19 protein-coding genes, 2 other RNA genes and 3 pseudogenes are annotated in these 20,490 nt (G+C 33.5%); 6 read left to right on the forward strand and 18 right to left on the reverse strand.

All coding sequences use genetic code 11. From position 1 onward, the window contains the following. The 4 genes from OM966_RS02760 to recA all read right to left on the reverse strand — a co-directional run bounded on the left by OM966_RS02760 (window position 1) and on the right by recA (window position 4,061). Window positions 1-1,338 carry an alanine/glycine:cation symporter family protein gene (locus OM966_RS02760; protein WP_264329028.1) on the reverse strand — a complete coding sequence of 446 codons (1,338 nt, stop codon included), beginning with the start codon at window positions 1,336-1,338 and terminating at the stop codon, window positions 1-3. Between the two features lie 31 nt (window positions 1,339-1,369). Continuing rightward, window positions 1,370-2,140: a CDP-alcohol phosphatidyltransferase family protein gene (locus tag OM966_RS02765; protein ID WP_182183504.1), complete on the reverse strand. Its 771-nt coding sequence runs from the start codon at window positions 2,138-2,140 to the stop codon at window positions 1,370-1,372. Next, a complete protein-coding gene (locus OM966_RS02770; RefSeq protein ID WP_264329029.1) occupies window positions 2,137-2,829 on the reverse strand; it encodes a phosphatidylserine decarboxylase in 693 nt (230 codons plus the stop codon). The genes OM966_RS02765 and OM966_RS02770 overlap by 4 nt, the downstream gene beginning before the upstream one ends. Before the next feature lie 164 nt (window positions 2,830-2,993). Beyond that, window positions 2,994-4,061 (reverse strand): recombinase RecA, encoded by a 1,068-nt coding sequence (gene recA / locus OM966_RS02775; protein WP_264328730.1) that lies wholly within the window; start codon window positions 4,059-4,061, stop codon window positions 2,994-2,996. Window positions 4,062-4,202: 141 nt separating this feature from the next. Between recA and truA the strand changes: the two genes are divergently transcribed. Next, window positions 4,203-4,940 carry a tRNA pseudouridine(38-40) synthase TruA gene (gene truA, locus OM966_RS02780; RefSeq protein WP_096617503.1) on the forward strand — a complete coding sequence of 246 codons (738 nt, stop codon included), beginning with the start codon at window positions 4,203-4,205 and terminating at the stop codon, window positions 4,938-4,940. Window positions 4,941-5,028: 88 nt separating this feature from the next. Here truA and dnaN read toward each other — a convergent pair whose 3' ends face one another. From dnaN to ffs, 8 genes and pseudogenes are all read right to left on the reverse strand, one after another. After that, the gene (gene dnaN, locus OM966_RS02785; RefSeq protein ID WP_264328731.1) at window positions 5,029-6,186 is read right to left on the reverse strand and encodes a DNA polymerase III subunit beta; all 1,158 of its coding nucleotides are present in this window, start codon (window positions 6,184-6,186) and stop codon (window positions 5,029-5,031) included. A 123-nt stretch (window positions 6,187-6,309) separates the two neighbouring features. Further along, window positions 6,310-6,807: an invasion associated locus B family protein gene (locus OM966_RS02790; RefSeq protein ID WP_264328732.1), complete on the reverse strand. Its 498-nt coding sequence runs from the start codon at window positions 6,805-6,807 to the stop codon at window positions 6,310-6,312. Continuing rightward, window positions 6,800-7,693, reverse strand: a complete 894-nt coding sequence (locus OM966_RS02795) for an RNA polymerase factor sigma-32 (RefSeq protein ID WP_264328733.1) — start codon at window positions 7,691-7,693, stop codon at window positions 6,800-6,802. Before OM966_RS02795 ends, OM966_RS02790 begins: the two co-directional genes overlap by 8 nt. A 306-nt stretch (window positions 7,694-7,999) precedes the next feature. After that, window positions 8,000-8,914: pseudogene (locus OM966_RS07520) on the reverse strand (IS5 family transposase). Between the two features lie 140 nt (window positions 8,915-9,054). Further along, the gene (locus OM966_RS02810; RefSeq protein WP_264328734.1) at window positions 9,055-9,747 is read right to left on the reverse strand and encodes an acyloxyacyl hydrolase; all 693 of its coding nucleotides are present in this window, start codon (window positions 9,745-9,747) and stop codon (window positions 9,055-9,057) included. Between the two features lie 447 nt (window positions 9,748-10,194). Continuing rightward, window positions 10,195-10,509: a YbaB/EbfC family nucleoid-associated protein gene (locus OM966_RS02815; protein ID WP_064125278.1), complete on the reverse strand. Its 315-nt coding sequence runs from the start codon at window positions 10,507-10,509 to the stop codon at window positions 10,195-10,197. A 21-nt stretch (window positions 10,510-10,530) separates the two neighbouring features. Next, window positions 10,531-12,015: a DNA polymerase III subunit gamma/tau gene (dnaX, locus tag OM966_RS02820; RefSeq protein ID WP_264328735.1), complete on the reverse strand. Its 1,485-nt coding sequence runs from the start codon at window positions 12,013-12,015 to the stop codon at window positions 10,531-10,533. Window positions 12,016-12,030: 15 nt separating this feature from the next. Beyond that, window positions 12,031-12,130: signal recognition particle sRNA small type (gene ffs / locus OM966_RS02825), an RNA gene on the reverse strand. Between the two features lie 219 nt (window positions 12,131-12,349). Between ffs and OM966_RS02830 the strand changes: the two genes are divergently transcribed. Beyond that, window positions 12,350-13,003 carry a glutathione S-transferase family protein gene (locus OM966_RS02830; RefSeq protein ID WP_064125276.1) on the forward strand — a complete coding sequence of 218 codons (654 nt, stop codon included), beginning with the start codon at window positions 12,350-12,352 and terminating at the stop codon, window positions 13,001-13,003. Between the two features lies 1 nt (window position 13,004). Here the strand turns inward: OM966_RS02830 and OM966_RS02835 are convergent, their stop codons facing one another. Then, complete coding sequence (locus tag OM966_RS02835) at window positions 13,005-13,652, reverse strand: O-methyltransferase (RefSeq protein WP_264328736.1); 648 nt, start codon at window positions 13,650-13,652, stop codon at window positions 13,005-13,007. Window positions 13,653-13,910: 258 nt separating this feature from the next. Between OM966_RS02835 and OM966_RS02840 the strand changes: the two genes are divergently transcribed. After that, complete coding sequence (locus OM966_RS02840) at window positions 13,911-14,189, forward strand: DUF2671 domain-containing protein (RefSeq protein ID WP_253309235.1); 279 nt, start codon at window positions 13,911-13,913, stop codon at window positions 14,187-14,189. A gap of 29 nt (window positions 14,190-14,218) precedes the next feature. Here OM966_RS02840 and OM966_RS02845 read toward each other — a convergent pair whose 3' ends face one another. From OM966_RS02845 to ssrS, 3 genes are all read right to left on the reverse strand, one after another. Further along, complete coding sequence (locus OM966_RS02845) at window positions 14,219-14,917, reverse strand: DsbA family protein (protein WP_264328737.1); 699 nt, start codon at window positions 14,915-14,917, stop codon at window positions 14,219-14,221. A gap of 52 nt (window positions 14,918-14,969) precedes the next feature. Further along, window positions 14,970-15,431, reverse strand: coding sequence for a type II toxin-antitoxin system RatA family toxin (locus OM966_RS02850; RefSeq protein ID WP_264328738.1), 462 nt, complete (start codon window positions 15,429-15,431; stop codon window positions 14,970-14,972). A 19-nt stretch (window positions 15,432-15,450) separates the two neighbouring features. Next, a non-coding RNA gene (gene ssrS, locus OM966_RS02855) (6S RNA) lies at window positions 15,451-15,611 on the reverse strand. A gap of 118 nt (window positions 15,612-15,729) precedes the next feature. Here ssrS and OM966_RS02860 point away from each other — a divergent pair. Both OM966_RS02860 and OM966_RS02865 read left to right on the forward strand, forming a co-directional pair. After that, a complete protein-coding gene (locus OM966_RS02860) occupies window positions 15,730-16,320 on the forward strand; it encodes an MlaC/ttg2D family ABC transporter substrate-binding protein (protein WP_264328739.1) in 591 nt (196 codons plus the stop codon). Beyond that, on the forward strand, window positions 16,317-17,660 hold the full coding sequence (locus OM966_RS02865) for a bifunctional folylpolyglutamate synthase/dihydrofolate synthase (protein WP_264328740.1): 1,344 nt from the start codon (window positions 16,317-16,319) through the stop codon (window positions 17,658-17,660). Before OM966_RS02860 ends, OM966_RS02865 begins: the two co-directional genes overlap by 4 nt. A 273-nt stretch (window positions 17,661-17,933) precedes the next feature. On the opposite strand, the pseudogene OM966_RS07525 reads toward OM966_RS02865, so the two are convergent. Then, window positions 17,934-18,881: pseudogene (locus OM966_RS07525) on the reverse strand (IS5 family transposase). 89 nt (window positions 18,882-18,970) lie between these two features. Between OM966_RS07525 and OM966_RS02885 the strand changes: the two are divergent. Further along, window positions 18,971-19,831 (forward strand): annotated as a pseudogene (locus OM966_RS02885) (alpha/beta hydrolase family protein); the annotation flags it as partial. Here OM966_RS02885 and rsmD read toward each other — a convergent pair. Further along, window positions 19,828-20,376, reverse strand: a complete 549-nt coding sequence (gene rsmD, locus OM966_RS02890) for a 16S rRNA (guanine(966)-N(2))-methyltransferase RsmD (RefSeq protein ID WP_264328742.1) — start codon at window positions 20,374-20,376, stop codon at window positions 19,828-19,830. The pseudogene OM966_RS02885 and the gene rsmD sit on opposite strands and share 4 nt — an antisense overlap. Window positions 20,377-20,490 lie beyond the last annotated feature (114 nt).

Consider the following 20,490-nt stretch of genomic DNA (forward strand, 5'->3'; position numbering starts at 1 on the left):
TTAATACCCTTTAGAATTGTAATAAGAATCTATTGTATTCAAAACTTCCCTTCTTAGTAGATATATTGCAACAGCATTTGGGATCATAAGGCACATGAACAAACTGTTGCCTAGGTAAGATATAAATTCTATATTTTTTGACATACAACTAATATACACTGAAACCACTATAAGAATTTGGAACGGTATCAGTATTTTTTTATTACCAAATAAATACAGCAAAGCAACTTCACAGTAGTAACAATAAGCTATTATTGTAGAAAATGCAAAGGAAAACATCATTAGCGGAAAAACTAACTTGCTGAACAAGGGCAAAACTGTTGAAAATACCGAACTAATTAGTGTAATATCACCCACGTTATCAGTGCTATGCATACCAGTAATAATTATCACGATACCAGTCAAAAATGAGATTAATATTGTGTCTATAAGTGGTGCAATCATTGCAACGCATCCAACTTTAATTGGATCTTCTTCTTTTACAGATGAATGTGCTATAGCTGCTGTTCCGGTGCCTGCTTCGTTAGTAAACACTGATCTTCTCACTCCTGCTATTAATCCGCTCAATACTCCGCCTCCTATAGCTGATTTATTGAAGATGTCTTGGAATATTATGGATAGAGCATTCAGCAAATTACTTCTGTTTACATAAATTAAATATATACACATACCCATATATAGCACTATCATAATTGGTGCTAAGCTCGTTGAAACGAAAGCAATGTGCTTTATTCCTCCCAATATTACAATAAAGACAAGCAGGGATATAATAATAGATGCGTTGTATTCGAAGAGGTTATTTGACAATGCTGCTATCTGATTCGCTTGAAATGGTATACCGCCCAAAATCATTGCAATAAGTAGCATAATCGCATAAGTAAAGGCAAGAAATCTACCAGTTTTTGCAAATCCAATTTTTGCAAGCCCGTACTTCATGTAATAAAAAGCCCCGCCAGTTGCATTTTCAGAGCGATAGGTGAATGCAAGCACCACCTCGGCAAACTTTATCGACATACCAAGTATTCCGGTAATTACCATCCAAAAAACTGCACTTGGGCCCCCTATTGTGATAGCTATTGCAACTCCTGATATTGTTCCAAGACCAACTGTTCCTGAAATTACTGTTGCAAACGCTTGAATATGAGTGATTATGCCATTGTTATTACACTTTAGATTGAATAGCGTCTGTATTCCATGCTTGAACAATCTAAAGTTAGTGAATTTGAATTGGATGGTACAAAAAACCCCAGTTGCAATTACCCAAATAATTATAAATGGAATGTTGAATATCTTTATGTACAGAAATGAATTTAACAGTTCACTTATTTTTACAATCATGCTGCTCACTACTTTTTATTACAACTTATAGCTAACGAGCTTTATACGAGTAATATATATAAAGCCCAGTGCTTACTGGAATAGTAAGTACATACACTACACCTAAAATTGGTAGCGTCATCCAGGGCTTACTGATGAAAAATATAATAAGTACTCCAAAAAATGACACAAATATATAGGATAGGCTTTTGGGAACATAAATATATTTTGCAGAGAAAGTTGGAATGTGACTTATCGAAAAAAATGAAATGGCCAGAAAGTAACAAGCTACGTTTCTTGTGTTAAAAAATCGCTCTATGAGAAGTAAGTATTCACTCTCATGAGATTGAAAGGTAATAATTATTGGTAACAAAGAAAGTAAAGCACACACTGGAGCTGGAACACCAGAAAAGAAAAATTTTTCCCAGTGTGATTGTTCTGAGTGTAGCGAAACATTAAATCTTGCAAGTCTTATTGATATGCAGATTACGTATATCATTACTAAAATCCAACCTATGACTTTGATTTCGTTTAGCTTCCAAAAATACAAAAGAAATGCAGGCGCTGCACCAAAATTTAGAAAATCTGCAAAAGAATCAAGCTGGGCTCCAAAATCGCTAGTTGATTTTAGAATTCTAGCTATTCTGCCATCCATTCCATCTATTATTGCTGCAATGATGATAAAAATTACTGAGAATTCCCATTGTTCATTAAATGTAAATTTAAGTGAAGTGAGACCAGAACATAAACCCAATAAAGTTATAAAGTTTGGGAATAATTTAGTAATAGGTAAGAATCTACTGTTACTTCCATCGTTATTCATATAACGTCAAAAGTAAGCTTCTCTTGAACGTTTTCCTTATTTAAGTTTGCTATAATTGTTTCACCACCAATAACAGTTTGCCCTTCTGAAACTCTGACTTCTATATCAGCAGGAACATAAATATTCACTCTACTACCAAATCTTATAATTCCAAACCTTTCACCTGCTTTCACATTCTGGGATACTCCTAAATTACAAACGATACGACGTGCAATTAATCCAGCTATTTGCTCCACAATAATTTCTTTTCCCTTTTCGTATTCAATCACAATAACCTGCTTTTCATTTTCATTACTAGACCTATTGCTCATTGCGGATACAAACTTGCCTTTTTTATAATTCATTTCCTTTATCGTACCAGATATTGGTATACGGTTCACATGGACGTTCAAAACACTTAAAAATATGCTAACAAGCGTGAACTTCTTCTCTTCTCCATTTTCTGCCGATAAAGGATAATTAAATTCTTCAATTTTTGAAATCACACCATCAGCAGGACTTAATATAAGATCCTTATTGTTTGGCACAGCTCTTGTTGGATCGCGAAAGAAATAAGTACACAATAATGTCGGAAACAAGCATGTAACACCAAACCCCCAAGATATAGAGAATGCTATACACGTTACTATAAAGGCAACGACTATAAATAAATAACCTTCCCTGTTTATATTAGGTAAACTAAAACACATAATCTTATTCACAATAACCTATTGTTAACAATTTATCATTTATAATTTCTCATGAAAAGCTTTTTTTAACTGCTTCAGCAAAGTCCTCTTGATACAAGGTAACATTACAGATTAGCACACACCATCATACTGTAACAACCCATCCAACACAAACTAAGTTTAGATCAGAACACTGATTCTTCTAAAAGTTGCTCACTATCCTCGTCTATTATAATAGAATTATCATGATTTCTGAGTAAATCTCTGATTTTCATTTCTATTTCATTTGCGACTTCTTTGTTTGTTTTTAGGTAAGTTTTTACATTCTCTCTTCCTTGTCCAAGACGTGTATTGTGATATGAATAGTAAGCACCTGCTTTTTCAAGCACACCAAGCTTTGCTCCCATATCTATTATTTCTCCGAGTTTTGATATACCTTCATTGTACATTATATCAAATTTCGCTTCTCTAAATGGAGGAGCAACTTTATTTTTTACAACTTTAACTCTTGTTTCATTGCCTGTAATATTTTCTTTGTCTTTTATTACACCAACTTTTCTTATGTCAAGCCTTACAGAAGTATAGAATTTTAATGCATTTCCACCCGTGGTAGTTTCAGGATTTCCATACACTACTCCTATTTTCATACGAATTTGATTAATAAATATCAATATACAGTTCGCTTTTGAAACGGCAGAAGTTAGCTTTCGTAGCCCGTGACTTAGAAGCCTTGCTTGCAGCCCCATATGTTGATCACCCATATCACCTTCAATTTCAGCTCTTGGAGTTAACGCTGCAACAGAGTCAATAACTATCACATCAACCGCACCAGAACACACTAAGTACTCAACAATGTGTAATGCTTGTTCCCCAGTGTCTGGTTGCGAAATTACTAAATCATCAGTGCTTACCCCAAGTTTACGAGCATATAAGACATCCAATGCATGTTCTGCATCGATAAATGCGCATGACCCTCCTTTTTTTTGTGCTTCAGCAATCACGTGCAAGGCAAGAGTGGTTTTACCAGAACTCTCGGGACCAAATATTTCAATTATACGTCCTTTTGGCAGACCTCCAACACCTAGAGCCGAATCAAGCGCAATTGATCCTGTGGATATTGTGTCTATTTTCTCTACAGGGTTTTGCTTCAACTTCATTATTGCACCTTTACCAAATGCTTTTTCAATCTGGCTTATTGCGTTATCTAATGCTTTTTGTTTATCATTATTTCTTTCTTCTGAGTTGTTTGCCATGGATCATTTATTAACTTGTATAACTTCCATGATAATCGAACGTGAACAACCTGCCAAGGGTTTTTTAATAACGAAGAACGTTATTGTAGAAAAATTAGCTACCTAAATTATATTAAGATAGAAAGTTAGATAGACTCTGCAGTGCGATACAAAATAACGATAGAATACAATGGTAGTAGTTTCTCTGGCTGGCAGAAGCAGCAACATTCTGCTAATTCAATCCAGGAAGCAATAGAAAATGCTATATTTAATTTTAGTGGTGAGAAAGTTACTTTGTACTGCGGTGGCAGGACTGATGCAGGGGTTCATGCTTTAGGACAAATTGCTCATTTTGATATGGAAAAGGAATTTGAGCTTTATAGAATAAGAAACGCAATAAATTATCATTTAAAATCAATTCCCATAGTTGTACTGAATGCAGAAGTTGTAGATGATGCGTTTCACGCACGGTTTTCAGCAAAAAAAAGATATTACGAATACAGAATAGTTAATCGCTATGCTCCTGCCGCTCTGGAGACAGGTTATGTATGGCAAGTGTTTAACCCACTTGATGTAAATATTATGCGTGAAGCTGCTAAACATCTACTTGGAAAGCATGACTTTTCAAGTTTTCGTTCAAAAGATTGTCAAGCCGCAAATCCGATGAGAACAATTGATGATATCGATATAATACAAAATGGGAATCATATACACATCAAAATATCTGCTATTTCCTTTTTACATAACCAAGTGAGGATCATTGTGGGTACTTTAGTTGAATTTGGAAAAAATAGAACTAATCCACAAGAAATGCTAAATATATTAAACCAATGCAAAAGAAATGCAGCTGGAGTTACTGCACCACCTTTTGGCTTATATTTGGTAAAGATAGATTACTAATTTAATAAAAAGTAACGTTCTTAGTGAAATAAGTGTCATACCGCCACGGTATCTCCAGATCCTGCTAACAAGAAGCAGGATGACAAGTTTAAGTTCTCATTGGCATCACTACATATAATACACTTGAATCGTCTTCATCAGTGATAATTGTAGCACTATTACCATCGGCTAAGCTAAACTTACATTTATTTTTTATGCAGGATAGAACATCAAGTAAATAACGCGAGTTAAACCCTATTTCTATAGGGGCTTCATTGTAGTCCACTTCTATGGATTCAGTTGCATCATTGCACTCTTGAGAGTTTGAATGCAGAGTCAGCAGCTTTTCTTGTAGTGAGAATTTAATGGATTTTACTTTATCAGATACAACAACGGAAACTCGATCTATAACATCTGAAAGTTTTTTACTTTCAATAATCATATGCTTGTCTTGAGATGCTGGAATAACTGCTTTATAATTTGGAAAAGTCCCATCTATTAATTTTGATATTAGAATATATTCACCGCATGTAAACTTGATTTTTCTGTCTGAGAGTTTTACATTAATTTCATTACAATCGTCCAATATTTTTAACAGCTCCATAACAGTTTTACGTGGAATGATCACACCAAATTCGCCATTGATGTTCCCAGGCTTTGGTCTCTTTATACATGATAAACGGTGACCATCAGTTGCAACGCAGTACAGAAACTGCTCGTCTGTATGTAGATATATTCCATTTAAATTATACCTTGTATCATCTAGTGATACAGCAAATTTTGTTTTAGTTAATAAGTCTATCAGGTCCGTATTTAGTAGAATAAAATCATGTTTATAATTGTCTTCTTCAAGAGCAGGAAAGCTGCTTGAAACTACATTCGGTAAAGAAAAGTTTGCATTTCCGCAAGACATCAATAATTTTCCTTGGTTGTTTACTTCAAAATTGACATCCAAATCAGCGGGTAACTTCTTCACTATGTCATGTAAAGTATGCGCTGAAATTTTTACTTCTCCTTCTGTTAATACGGTTGCAGCAAGTGAGGCAAACATTGAAATGTCAAGATCAGTTGCCATTAATTTTATGCTGCCGTGTTGTGCTTTGATATTTATACATGCCAAAACATCTATTGCATTACGCCTTTCAACCACTCCACTTACTCTGGATAATGTATTTAAAAGACTTGTGCGGCTCACGCTAAAACGCATCTGCTCGCACACAGAATTTTGCTTTTTGATTTCTGTATCTACACCTGCAACCTCTGACATTGCTAACTCTCAAAAATATATTTTAAATGATATCCACATCCCATATAAAGTAAAGTGCTATTTATATTTCCATTGAAAGAGTAGTCTAGTTTATACTATAGCTGGGTATTCTGTTACAATGATTTACTTTGTATGGCATAAATCATGCATTTTTTGATACGCTTTTTGAAAACCAAGTAGGGAATAAGTATCATCAATGGTTACTGTTTTTGCTTTTCCATTAACTACCATTGATAATCCCTGCTTCATTTTTAGAATGAGATCTTGATCTATTTTTGTATGCTCTGCCCACGCAAAACTTCCCTGTATTATAGGCAGTGTATATTTAATTTTTTTGTCGATATTGAGAGCTACAGGCTCCTTATCATACTGAAAACCAGAGGTAACGCTTACCTCATCTGCTTTTTTATCAACATAACTGACCATTACATACGGCTTGCGATTGGTTGTATAATGCTCGCTTTTTGTCTTAGGGTAAGATACAATGTAACACACTTTCTCTCCATCTTCTGATGCAGTATATACAAGCCAGTCTTTGTATTTTTCCTTCAATTGCACATCACTAACCGATGCAAAAGCGCCTATTGAAAAAAATATTAGAAATATAAAAAAACTACGCATGCAAACCAAATTTCAAACTTTCTGATTTTATATATTGTTTTACCTTAGCCATCGCCTGCTCAGCCAACTGTCTTATTCTTTCTCTTGAAACACAATATTTTTTACTAAGTTCATCTAGAGTTTGAGTGTTTTTAGACAAATATCTACTGATAAAAATGTCTCTTGCCCTTTCGTTGAGGCTCGCTAGTGCATTGTTTAAAATTGTTTCTTTTAATTCTTTTTCTTCATGATTCTGATAGGTTACTTCTTGACTGACCAAGTTACATGGGATCATATCTTGCAACTCCCTTTTAGAGTCATCACCTATTTTTATGCAATCGTTTAGCGACTGATCCTTACAAGCCAAACGGTAATTCATCTGCAGAACATCTCCTTCGGATACAGAAAGCTCATTAGATATTGCTTTTATTTCTTCATTGCTTAAAGTCTCTCTGTTTGTATACTGTAAAATTCTTTTTTTTATTTTACGTAAACTAAAAAATAATCTTCTTTGTGCTTGCGTTGTGCCTATTTTCACGAACGACCAAGATTTCAATATAAAGTCTTTTATTGAAGCTTCAATCCACCACACTGCATAAGTTGAAAAACGAAACCCTAAATCAGGATTAAACTTTTTTACTGCGTGCATTAAACCCATATTCCCTTCCATGACCAGGTCCATCAACAATAGTCCATAATTTTTGAATTTCATTGCAATTTTCACTACCAAATTCAAATGGCTGGTAATCAATTTATGAGCAGAAGAAATATCCTTATATTGGTTCCAATTTTTTGCTAATCGTACCTCTTCCTCTTGAGACAGCATAGGGAATTTTTGCACTCTAGCAATATATTGCATGAGATTGGTTCTGCTATCAACACATAAGCTTGCCATTGGGGTCAACATAACAACTTAAATTAAAACTTCACATATATAATATATTGATTTTCGAGCGAAAATTCAAGCTTTGATTTGAAAAAAGTACAAACCTTCTATCTAATTGGGATCTTAAAGACGATAAGCCCCAGCATCAGCTACCTGGGTAACACTATATATGACATCCTGCCAGCGTGTAATGATGAACATTATAGTTTAAATACGTAGTAAGTGGTGTTATTCCAGTGCCTTGACACTGGAATCCACATTTCTTTTTTCTAGATCCCAGTGGGCTTTGTTGCATAGCAACGTAAGTTTTTTCCAGAGTAAATAATTTTATGCGGCTATTTCAAATTTAGGCATACCAATTGCAGTAAATTTGTTCATTAAGTAGCATTTAATAAGTAGTTCCTTCTCTCTATTTGTCTCAGATTTATTCTTAAAACTAAACCCAAATATTCGCTTCAACCTTGAGAAAAATCCTTCAATATACGATCTTTTTCCGTAATTTACTTCTTCTTTCCATCTTTTTATACCATTCTCACCATGTAATTTCATTAACTGAATAGCGGTATTTCTATCAAGCATATAATCCAATTTTGGATGCTCTGCTGCGTTGTTTTTCGGAGGAATTTTCGTTTTTATGCCATATTGATTACACAGCTTATAGAGCTTTTTTCTATCATATGCCCTATCTGCATATAGTGCTTTTATAGCATATTTAACATCAAATTTCCCCAATGCTCCATAGTGATCAGAGTAAACGCCATCACTGTATTTTGTAGCTATGACTTGTTTGCTCAACATTATGTGCAATTTTCTTACTTGTTTATAGCCGCGGTACTCTCTATCTTTGCTATTCTCTTTGCTGTGTGTTGTTGTATATACTAATTCCTGTACTGTCTATAGCAATTTCGATATCTTCCATGTTATTTTTATCAACTCTGCAATCATTGATCTTAATATCAAGTTTCTTTTGATGCTTGTGAATAGCTGCAAATTTTTTCCTATTTGTTCAATGTATCCCTCGAAAAATCCCACTGTTTGTCTCAAACCTATTCTGAATAGATGGGTTATTATATGTATCAAAATTACCACTTTGTTGCTGTAAATATTGTTGCCACCCTACATTTTTGGCCCAATTTCATACCAATTTTCTATGGCTTCGTTGATATAATGAAAAATATTTCCTCTTTTTTCTAGAAATTTGTTATATTCATGGCAGTTACTGACTCTCATTTTTTTTGGCATATTTATCCTTAAATCGTCATTTTATAGTGAATTTAGTCAGTAATCACTAGTTTTTCTGCTGCTATGCAACAAAGCCACCCCAGTGTCATGCTACTTGAATGACAAGAAAAAACCCACTGGGATAACAAGACTGAGATAGACTAGAAATTAAACGCTACTCCAGCTTCTGCACCAACAGTGCTGTAAAGAACTTTAAGTTCCCCTTTGTTTTTGCTTGCTGCAACAGCATCTTTATCAAAATGAGCACCAAAAGAACCGAAATAACGAGCTCCAGCATAAAGTTTGACTTCTGGAGTTACATCATAACTAACACCAGCTTTTACTTGACCAGCAAAACCAAATTTACTTTTTTGATCATTCACAGCTTCTTTCAAAGGAGTGCTAATATACGCTGCACCAACACCAACACCAATATATGGAGTGATAGGCATATCTTCAATTGCTATATCGTAATAAACGTTAACTAGTCCTGAAATTGCTGTTAAACTGTCTGCAACAGTATCTGGGTTAAATGCTGCACCTGTAACATCATTTTTGTTTAGCTGTGAATAAAGCCCTTCAACATCAACCCTAATGTTGTCCATTTTGTAACCAAATGCGCCACCACCAGCTATAAAAGACGCTTTTAATGGACTGTAATCACTATTATCTTTCTTATAGGTAATACCTCCAATGTCTGTGAAAAGAGGTAAAATTTCACCGTTGTATTGCAGACGAACGTAGTAGCTAGTTTCTTCATCACTTATTGGACCAACAGGATCTGAAAAAGCAGAGTTTGATAAACTTAGCAACGTTGCTAAAGCGGCTGCTGAAAAAAACTTTTTATAATGCATAATTGTCCTCGTAAAAAAATTAAAATTCCACTTTAGCAGTCTAAGTAACAACTAAAGTTAAGTCAAGTGCTAACTTAATAACACAAAATATTCTATATTTTAACTAATTTTTGGGAAAAGACAAAGATTTTATTAATGAATAAATAGAGTTACACGACTTTTTTACTCTTGATTTTTTGGTATAGCTAACACAGGTAAGATTTACTATCGAAAGACCTCGTCATCCCGCTGCTTGTTAGCGGGATCTATAGCTAAAGTAGCTTAGGTTTACCTACAATTTGAAAAACAAAAATTCGTCATTCCGCTACGTGTTAGCGGAATCTATCTGTGACGGTATGACGTAGGGCTGTGCTAGCTATAGGCGTATTATATAAAGAAGTACTAGCGTTGAAAATATTAAAAAAGAAATACTTACACTAAAAGAAACTTCAGTAGTATAGAAATAATTCAAAAAGGAAGTTTGAACCCAGGTGGTAAACCCATCATACCTGCAAGATCAGAAGTTGCATTTGCCATATCTTCTTCTGCTTTTTTAACGGCATCATTAAACGCTGCTGTTACTAAATCCTCTACTATATCTTTTTCCTCATTTCTCATAAGTTCTAAGTCTATGTTCACCTTTTTAGCTTTATAACTACCTATTTTTATGACTTCCACTAATACAGAAACTTTGCCACCACCAGAAATACCTTGAAACTCTTTCCCAACATATTTTTCTTGAGCTTCTGCAAGCTTTTTTTGCATCTCTTGAGCTTGTTTCATTATTTGACTAAAATCCACAACTTACTCCTTATTTTCTATATTAACTACTTTTGCACCTTTAAATGTATCAAGTATATCCTTAACTGCAGGTGCATAATTTAAATTTCTCACTTCCCTATTTATATAACCCGTATCAACTGTAATAACCCACTCCTGCTGAGTCACCTGGTTTAAGTAATTTTTTAAATCATTGCAAAAATTACTATCCAACTTAGATACAGCTTTTAATTTTAAATATCCAGGTTTACAATCTACTAATTGTAGATTATTACACAGTTGTTTGTAAAGATAAATTTGGTTACTCCGCCTTAATAGTTGCAAAACTTTGTCAAAATCATAATTTTGTTGCTGTTCATTTCCTATACTATGCGTATTTCCCTGCTGTGCATTCTGCGAAAGAATTTTTTTGACCACTTGTTCCGGAGAAGGCAGATCAGAAAGATAACAGAGGCTAATTAACATCATTTCAGCAGCAACATCGTTGCATGTTGAAGTTTTTATATCTTGAATACCTTTAAGCAACACCTTCCACAATCTCGAAAAAAATATTAAAGACTTCTTTATACTTAAATCTTTTATCCTATTCTTTTCATACTCTGTAACTGCATTATCAATTTCTTTTGTAATCAAAAAACGGCATACTAACTGAATTGTTTGCAATAGACCTTCAAAAATACTAAGTGGGTTTGCTGTTTTTATCGCCTTGTCAAACACTGATAGAGCTTTCTGTAAATCACCTTCTAATATTGCTCCTAATAGATCGAATATAATATCTTTATCCACTAGGCCAAGTATGTCTATCGCATTTTTAGTGGATATTGCACCATCTTTGCTATATAGCACTGCTTGATTCATCAAAAACAAGGCGTTACGCATTGAATTTCCAGAATGTCGTGCAATTAACTCTAATGCTCCCTTTTCAATGGAATAACTCTCTTTTTGTGCAACATCATTTAAACGTTCTACTATTTTAGCTACGGGAATGTTGTGTAAATCAAATCTTTGACAACGTGCAATAATAGTTATTGGTATCTTTTTTATTTCTGTAGTTGCTAAAATGAATTTTACACTAGATGGTGGCTCTTCTAGGGTTTTAAGTAATGCGTTAAATGCACTGCTGGATAACATGTGTACTTCATCTATAATGTAGACTTTGAATTTAGAGCTTATAGGTGAATAGCAAATATCTCCCAGGATTACTTTAACATCGTCAATGCTAGTGTGACTTGCTGCATCGATTTCAATTACATCTGGATGGCTTGAATTTTTTATTGCTAGGCAATTTTCACATGATCCGCAAGGTTCAAAAATTGGCCCCAGGGAACAATTCAAACATAAAGCTATTATCCTTGCAGTGGTGGTTTTACCAACTCCACTACTACCAGAGAGCAGTATAGACTGTGGGATTTTGTTTAAAATAAAAGCATTTTCTAATACACGCACTAATATATCTTGACCTACTAGATCTTTAAAGCTACTAGGACGATGTTTTAATGCTATATTCATAGCCTCGGATAAAACAAATAATGAAATAGGTATGCAACCCAAAAAGGTTCTGATATGGCTGCTTCATTTCTGATCTGACCAAATTACAGAGTTTTTGCCTGCATACCTTATAAAATATTATACTTTTTTTTTTATTTAGCAAGGTATATCCTATATTAACCTTAATAATTTATATGTTAGATCTCTTGCAACATTACTTTGGATTAAACAACTGTTACCTAAAATACTCTTCTCTTGTCATCCCAACTTGGATCCAGAGAAAAAAGATGTGGATTTCAGTGTCACACACTGGAATAACAACCTATAGGTACTGGGATAACAAAAGAGGAATATTATGATTTTATATCATTTTCCTCTTTGTCCATTTTCACGAAAAGTTAGAACTTTTCTAAAAGAAAAAAAATTAGGCTGCGATCTAGTGTATGAAAATCCGTGGGAAAAACGGAATGAATTTATGGAGATCAATCCAACTGGGCAAGTACCAGTATTAATAGATAATAACTTTGTAATAGCGGATAGTAATGCCATTTGTGAATATATAGAAGAGACTTACAATAGCGACGTCAAATTACTTGGTTCATCCACTATTATTAAGTCTAAAATACGCGCTCTAATCAATTGGTTCGACAACAAATTTTACAATGAAGTTACTAAGTATATTATGAATGAAAAAGTAATTACTAACCGCAGCCCTGACTCTAGATTTCTTCATGCAGCTCAGCATAACCTGCCTTGCCATATGGAATACATCGAACACTTAATTAACAAGAACGTTTGGCTTGCAACTGATAAGTTCACTTTGGCTGATATTGCTTTAGCATCGCATATTTCCGTAATGGATTATGTAAGTAGTTTTCCATGGGAAAAAAGTAAAATTTTAAAAGAATGGTACTCCATTGTTAAATCAAAGCCTTGTTTTCGTGAGATATTATTAGAGAGAGTTTCCGGTTTAACCCCTCCTAAACATTATGCTGACCTTGATTTTTAACTTATGTTAGCTTTAAAGCTACAGTCATTCCTTCATCAGTTGGAATCAATATAGAGAAATATTTCTTTTCATCTGATAATCTATTATTAAACTCCCTCATAGCATGCCATGATTTTTCTGATACTTCTTTTGGAGGCGATTCTAAAAATACTGTATTAAATAATAGAGTGTTATCTGCAACGATTAGCCCATCTTGTTTAATGTATGACTCTGCCCAATCTAAATACTTAGGATAACTACTTTTGTCAGCATCGATGAATATCATGTCAAATGGTGCCTTTGCTGATAATTCATTAATTTTTTCCAGTGCATCACCTTCTATTAGAGTAATGTTATCACTTAGATTAAAAGCACTAAATTTTTTTTTTGCTATTCTTGAGTGTTGAGGATTACTTTCTATTGTATATATATGACCGTCTTTCAGTAGAGCTTTTGCCATGCAAATCGACGAATAACCATATAACGTGCCAATCTCAACAATACTTTTGACTTTATGGATTTTTATAAATAAACTTAATAGCTTTCCTTCTTCAGGGCCAATCTGAATATGTTGCTTTTTTTCAAGAATACAATATTCTTCTATTTTTTTATATTCTTTTGCAAATAGATTTCTTATATATGATAATTTTATACTAAAATTATTACGCATTACGTTTTATATTATAAATTAGGGAAGCTTAATTCATACACAGTTTATAAATATAATAATATAGTTTAAAATAATAAAAACATTTATTTTAAGTTATTATTTCATAGTATAAAATTTTAAGTGACAAAAATTATTATATATTGTACTATGGTTAACTAGTATAATAAACAATCGATTATTATACTAGAATTAAAGGGATTGTTTATGCGCATTTCTCTTTTTAAAATATAATTTTTATAATCAATTAGAGGGGGTTATATGTCTTATACTATTGCTAGTGAAGTTGAAACGTTAAACAAAAAATCTAACAAGAATGAAGGGGTTATGTTACTACATAATCCAGCTTATCGTGAAAAGTATAAAGAACGTTTTAATGAAGCTCAGAGAAAAGTTATGGATATGGTTCAGTTTTATGATGGGACAATAGTATTAATAGAGAATAAAATCGCTATGTATTACTACACTTGGCACAGTAAAAAAAGAGAGTTTGAGCGTAAAAAACAACAAACAGTAGTGAAAAACAATGACTCAGCATAGAGTCTTTTATATGGTAAGCTACAGTGGTATTACTTCACTATAGCTTTTCTATATAATTTATCTATCACATCAGTGAGATATTTCAGCTCTTTATACCCTTCATGTTTAACTTTATTATGCTCTATATATGACTTACCATCATCGTTAAGCTTGATGAAAAATATTGGAGTGGCTGTGATACCAAGTTTATTGATTGCCAGTGATTTATCATTTACGATTTTATCCATAATTTTCTTATCATTAATGCATTGGTTAAATGCATCTTGCTTTAAGTTGCTTAGTGCAGCAATTCTTTGTAGTAAAGTCAAATCACTTAAATTGTAGTAATTCCACGAATCTATTGAGTTAAAAACAGCTTTGTTAAAATTAAAGTAGTCTTCTTGTTTTTCGTAGCAATGACTTAGCATTGCAGCCTTTAGCCCTCTGTAATCCAAAGGAAAATGACGAAATATATATAACATCTTACCTGTGTCTATATATTTCTCTTTAATTTTAGGAAAAACATTCTTATGAAAAAGAGAGCAGTGATAGCAAGTTAATGAAGCATATTCTATCATTAGAATTGGTGCTTTTGGATCTCCTAATAATTTATCATCAGGTAATAGTGATAGTAACTCCTTTGATGTTATTTCATTAGTTTCTTTTTGAATATGTTGGTTACTGGATTTAACAACTGCATAAGAATTAACACTCATAAGAATTAGTAAAAACAATAGTCTGAAAATCATTACAATACAAACGCTTAACTTACTAAAAAAATACATATTTATATTAATAATGTCAAGATAACTTTTGTTTAGCAAGGCTTTCAGCCCTATCTTTAAATGCAGCAATTATTTTATTCTGTGTATATTTATATACTGAGTTTAATAAAGTGGAAAATGAGTTGGACTTAAACTTAAACTCTATATAAAACTTTACCATAGTTTTATTTTCATCTATGGGAATGAATTGCCATTCATTGTATAGATGTTTAAATATTCCATTTGATGATACAGCTTTTATCCAACCTTCATTTGTTCCACTTGGAGAAAGAAAGGTTACTTCTGATGTGTACTTTCCTTTAATTTCATGAAAAGCTGCGAGAAGATCCACAACCATTTGGTTGTCAATTTTTTCTTTTATATAAACGGCTTTGCACCAAGGAACAAAATCAGGATACCTTTCAACATCAATTACAATTTGGAATACTTTATTAGGCGAACATAGGAAGGTACCTTGTTCTCTGCATTGATGAAGCATAAATGTTAAACCAATCAAAATAGGATCCGTATCTACCGTCAGCCTTAGTAGATTCCTGAGACTAAAGTTAAGGTGGGCATCGCTTATTAATTTCAACGAAATCAATAGAGGCAATTCCCTTGACTAGAAATTATCGCTCGGGAAATTTAACTTAACTCATAACGCATAGCACAGACCCTTACTTGAATTATAGATGATTTACACAAGGCATGTCTATAGGTATATTAAAAGTCAGCGATTATTATTTAATCTTTATTAAACTTTGCATTCTAAGTATCATAGTTAATAAATATATCTTATGAACATTACTAAAGTTTTAATCATTATTGTTTTTATTGCAATTTCTTCAAGAGCTTACACTAGTTGTACAGATCACAAAATTTTTGTGCATACTATGAAGCAACAAGTGGATGGTATATCTACAAAAGGAAATAGAAAAAACCTAGGGCATGTACACGAAAAGCTTCAGCAGGTCATTCAGAATAATGTTAACCTCAAAGGAATATCGCAATTCGTTATAGGAAAACATTGGGCTTTAGTTAAACAAAAAGAAAAAGAAGATTTTTTAAGAGAGTATGAAGTGTATCTTACGCGTTTGTGCGTTAAAATTTTATATAAATACATGCATGATAGTGAAATGATCATAATGAGTACAAAAGCAGTTGACGATGAAACTTGCTTAATTGGTACAAGATTTTCTTACGGTGATGAAGAATTTACAAATATTGATTTTAAAGTTACTAAAAATAACAGTTCTTTCTTGATAAGTGATGTTGTAATGAGTGGAATAAGTATTGCTATTAATCAACGTTCTCAATTTAGTGAAAAAATCGACACGCATGGCATAGCAAGCATTATAGCTGAATTAAAATGCAATAACAATCCATGATATATATGCCTCATTGGCCTAAACCGCTTGGTAGTAGACCAAAGGATTTTTCTCTTGATCGCATAAAAAGCTTTCTAAATAAATTGGGCAATCCTGAGAAAAAAATGCCGCCAATAATTCATATAGCTGGAACTAATGGGAAAGGCTCAACACTAGCATTTATAAGATATATAATGCAAGCAGCAGGGTATAAGGTCCATGCATACACTTCTCCACATTTGGTGAATTTTAATGAAAGAATAGTTATTGCAGGCAGTTATATCGACGATAATGAATTATATAGCTTATTAGAAGAATGCCGTGCCGTAATTGCAGAACAACCTATCACTCTGTTTGAAGCTGCAACTATTGCAGCTTTTTTAGCTTTTTCTCGTCATAAAGCCGATATAACTTTAGTTGAAGTAGGTATGGGTGGAAGACTTGATGCAACAAATGTTATAGATAGTCCGATTTTAACAATCATTACTTCCATTGCCCTTGATCATACAGAATATCTTGGCCCTACTATAGAAATTATAGCAGGTGAAAAGGCTGGAATAATGAAACCTAATGTTCCTTGCATAATAGCACCACAAGAAAAATCTATAATGAACACGCTAGAACACCACGCAATAAATAAGAAATCTCCTCTGTATAGAGGAGGCCTTGAATGGAATTGCAAAAAACGACTATCTGTCATCCAAACTGGGATCCAGAAACAAAAAAATGAGAGGTCACGTGCTGGAGCTCAAATGATTTTTCAATCAGCTATTCAATCAATAGAATTTCCTTTGCCATCTCTGAAGGGTGAACACCAAATAATCAATGCAGGAAACGCCATTGCAGCATGTAGCATTTTGAGTGGAAAATACGGATTTGATATTGGAGAAGAGGATATTACTTCAGGTTTACAGCATACCTACTGGCCTGCACGACTGGAGCGTATAAAAGAGGGCAATTTAATTTCTTTATTACCGAAAGATTGGCAATTATTTTTAGATGGTGCGCACAATAATGACGGTGCTAGAGTGCTATCTCAGTGGGTAAAAGATAATTTTGCTGAAGGTATCTATATAATTTTTGGTGTTACTCGTAACAGAAATGTGGAAGAGTTCTTAGAGCACTTAAAGCCATATATCAAGCTACTATGTGCGGTTTGTGTTAAGTCTGAACCTAAAGCAACAAATACAAATTTGATTAGGGAAAAAGCCAATAACATAGGAATAAAAGCAGTTGAATGTGAATCAATTGGCGATGCAATATCAAATCACATATTAAAAGCCTCTATCCAAAACATCAAAACCATACTAATCTGTGGCTCATTGTTCCTAGCTAGAGACTTCGCTATGGAGAATAGCTAACTTTGATGATATGTGAGCACTAACTGACCGATGGGGAAATAACTTTGATTATTTATAGTATTGTATGAAGCGACTAAAATTGTCATTACAGCGCTTAGTATACGACAGTGCTCCAACATTTAGGGTTGCAGTTTGCATGGCAGGCGGCGTCATCTGAGTAGCTGACCTATCCAAGCGGTGTCATCCAAGTAGCCCCTTTCTTGTCATCCCAGTGCGTGACACTGGGATGGCTTTGTTGCATCACACTTTATGAGATGGTGATTTATGGTAAATTCATGTAACTATCTCAAATTTAGCCATACCAATATCAGTGAATTTATTAAGCAAATAGCATTTGATTAGCAGTTCTTTTTCTCGATTTATCTCAGATTTATTCCTAAAACTAAATCCGAATATTTGCTTTAATCTTGAGAAAAACCCTTCAATATAAGATCTTTTCCCATAATTTACTTCTTTTTCCATTCTTTCATGCCATCTTCACCTTATAATTTTATTAACCTAATAGCAGCATTCCTATCAGACATATAATCTATTTCTGGATGTTCTGCCGCATTGTTTATTGGTAGAATTTTTGTCTTTATATCATATTCGTTACACAACTTATAAAACTTGTGCCTATCACATGCTCTATCTGCATATAGTGCTTTTATGGCATGCTGAAAATCAACTTCTTTTAGCAAATCACAAGCTCCATAGTGATCAGAGTAGACACCGTTACTGTATTTTACAGCTATGGCTTTTTTGTTGTTTATATTCAACATTACGTGCAATTTTCTCGTTTGCTCATAGCCACGATATTTTCTGTCAGTGCTATTTTCCTTGCTGTGTGTTGTTGTATATACTAATTCCTGTACTGTCTATAGCAATTTCGATATCTTCCATATTATTTTTATCAATTCTGCAATCATTTATCTTAATATTAAGTTTCTTAAACCTTCTTGATGCTTGTGAATAGCTGATAACTGCCAAATCTCTTCCTATTTGTTGCAAATACCCTTTTATAAACCCGACTGTTTGTCTTAAACCAATTCTAAAGAAACTGACGATTATATGCACCAAAATCACAACTTTATCACTATAAATATAGTTGCCGCCCTGCATTTTTGGACAATTCTCGTACCAATTTTCTATGGCTTCATTGATATAACAAAAAATGCTTCCTCTTTCTTGGAGAAATTTGTTATATTCATGGCAGTTACTGACTCTCATTTTTTGTGGCATATTTTTTCTTCAACAGTTAAATGGCTATTTATAATGAATTTTGTCAGTAACTGCCAGTTCTTTTCACTTGAGCAATGCAACAAAGCCGCCCTGAGTGGATAAAGCGTTATAAAAAAGAACTTATAGGTAAAGATTCGAAAAGAGATGCAGAAGCTTGTGATCAAGAGTTGGAAAAAGATATAGAGGATATTATAGAGTTCCTCTTGGAAAGAAAGAAAATTGTAGCGCTATATGAATTTCTAACAAACGGTAAAAAGTTAGTTCAAGCTGGAATGGTAATGGTAAACATGTTACTTGTAAAAGGTGTGCATCCAAACAATATAATTTTGGATACTAACTCTCTTGGAGGAGGAATTGCAGCAGAAGTTTTAAAAAGATTTGAAAAACAAGGTATCTATTTAACATTAATTCATAGTAATTCTTATAGCTCACTTAAGGATGCAACTAATAACTTTCCTCATGGGGTAGGGGGTTTTTTCATGAGATGGCTTCCTGCAAAATTCTTGAATTTTTGGTTTAATCGTTGCGGATTAGAATTTAATTCACGAGAGATTATAGAGAATACAAAATGTCCTGTATTGATTGTTGGTAGAAAAGGTGATACTGTAATTCCACAGGAAGCACAACTCGTCGGTAAACTTGACGATGATCAATCCACTAGCAAAACGTTCAGACAAAATATAGTGCTTGAACATGATCCTACAATACCTTGCGAGAGTAAGAATATTCATGCTGATCACAAAGAACATTTGATTTACCGTCAGGATAACGTTAATGCAACAAGATACGAAGAAAAGGAGAAACAGTTTATCGAAAAAGCACATAAATATTTGTTGGAAGGTGAATTTAATGGAAATTTTAAGCTAAAAGACTACTGTAAAAGTAGTATCTCCGGAAGCTTGACGAAAATAGAACTGAAACCCATCAATGAAGAGTATATGCAAGTTTAAGTTAATAGAGAAAGAAAAATTATTCTTGCTATACTGTAGGTACGTTCCAAGATTATACTGAAGTTTTTATTGCACTCAAAACCTTCGTTTTTCCTAATCTCTAGAATTATCAATGCATCATCACTTAACCAGCCTGAGTGAGCTAGTCCATTCAACGTTGATTCAACTAGATTGCTATTGTAAGGTGGGTCTATAAAAACTACATCGCACTTTGAAATAGGTTGTGGCAATTTGTTAGCACTGCAATAAATTAGCGTGACATTGTCCGTAATTCCAAAATCTTCTGCTGTTTTTTTAGGCAGTTGTAAATTGTAATAATCTGAATCCACCATGAATGCATGTTTAGCGCTGCGAGAAAGTGCTTCAAATGAAAAAGAGCCACTTCCGCAGAATAAATCAAGTACATTCAAGTTATAAATAGGTTTTCTTGAGGAAAGTATACTAAATATTGCTTCTCGGACAACACTCATAGTTGGCCGTGCAGCTAAATGCTTACCTGTAGTTATTTTTCTTCCACGATATTTGCCTGCAATGATGCGTAGCATACTAAATAAGCTCCGAAATAACTAATTATTTATACTATATGATTAATGTCAATATGGCTTTAGCAGTTTAATAGAGAGAAGCTATCGAGTCGCTTGTAAGAAAAACACAAACAC

This window comes from Wolbachia endosymbiont (group A) of Andrena hattorfiana (assembly GCF_947179565.1).
In the GTDB taxonomy this organism is placed as follows: Bacteria; Pseudomonadota; Alphaproteobacteria; order Rickettsiales; family Anaplasmataceae; genus Wolbachia.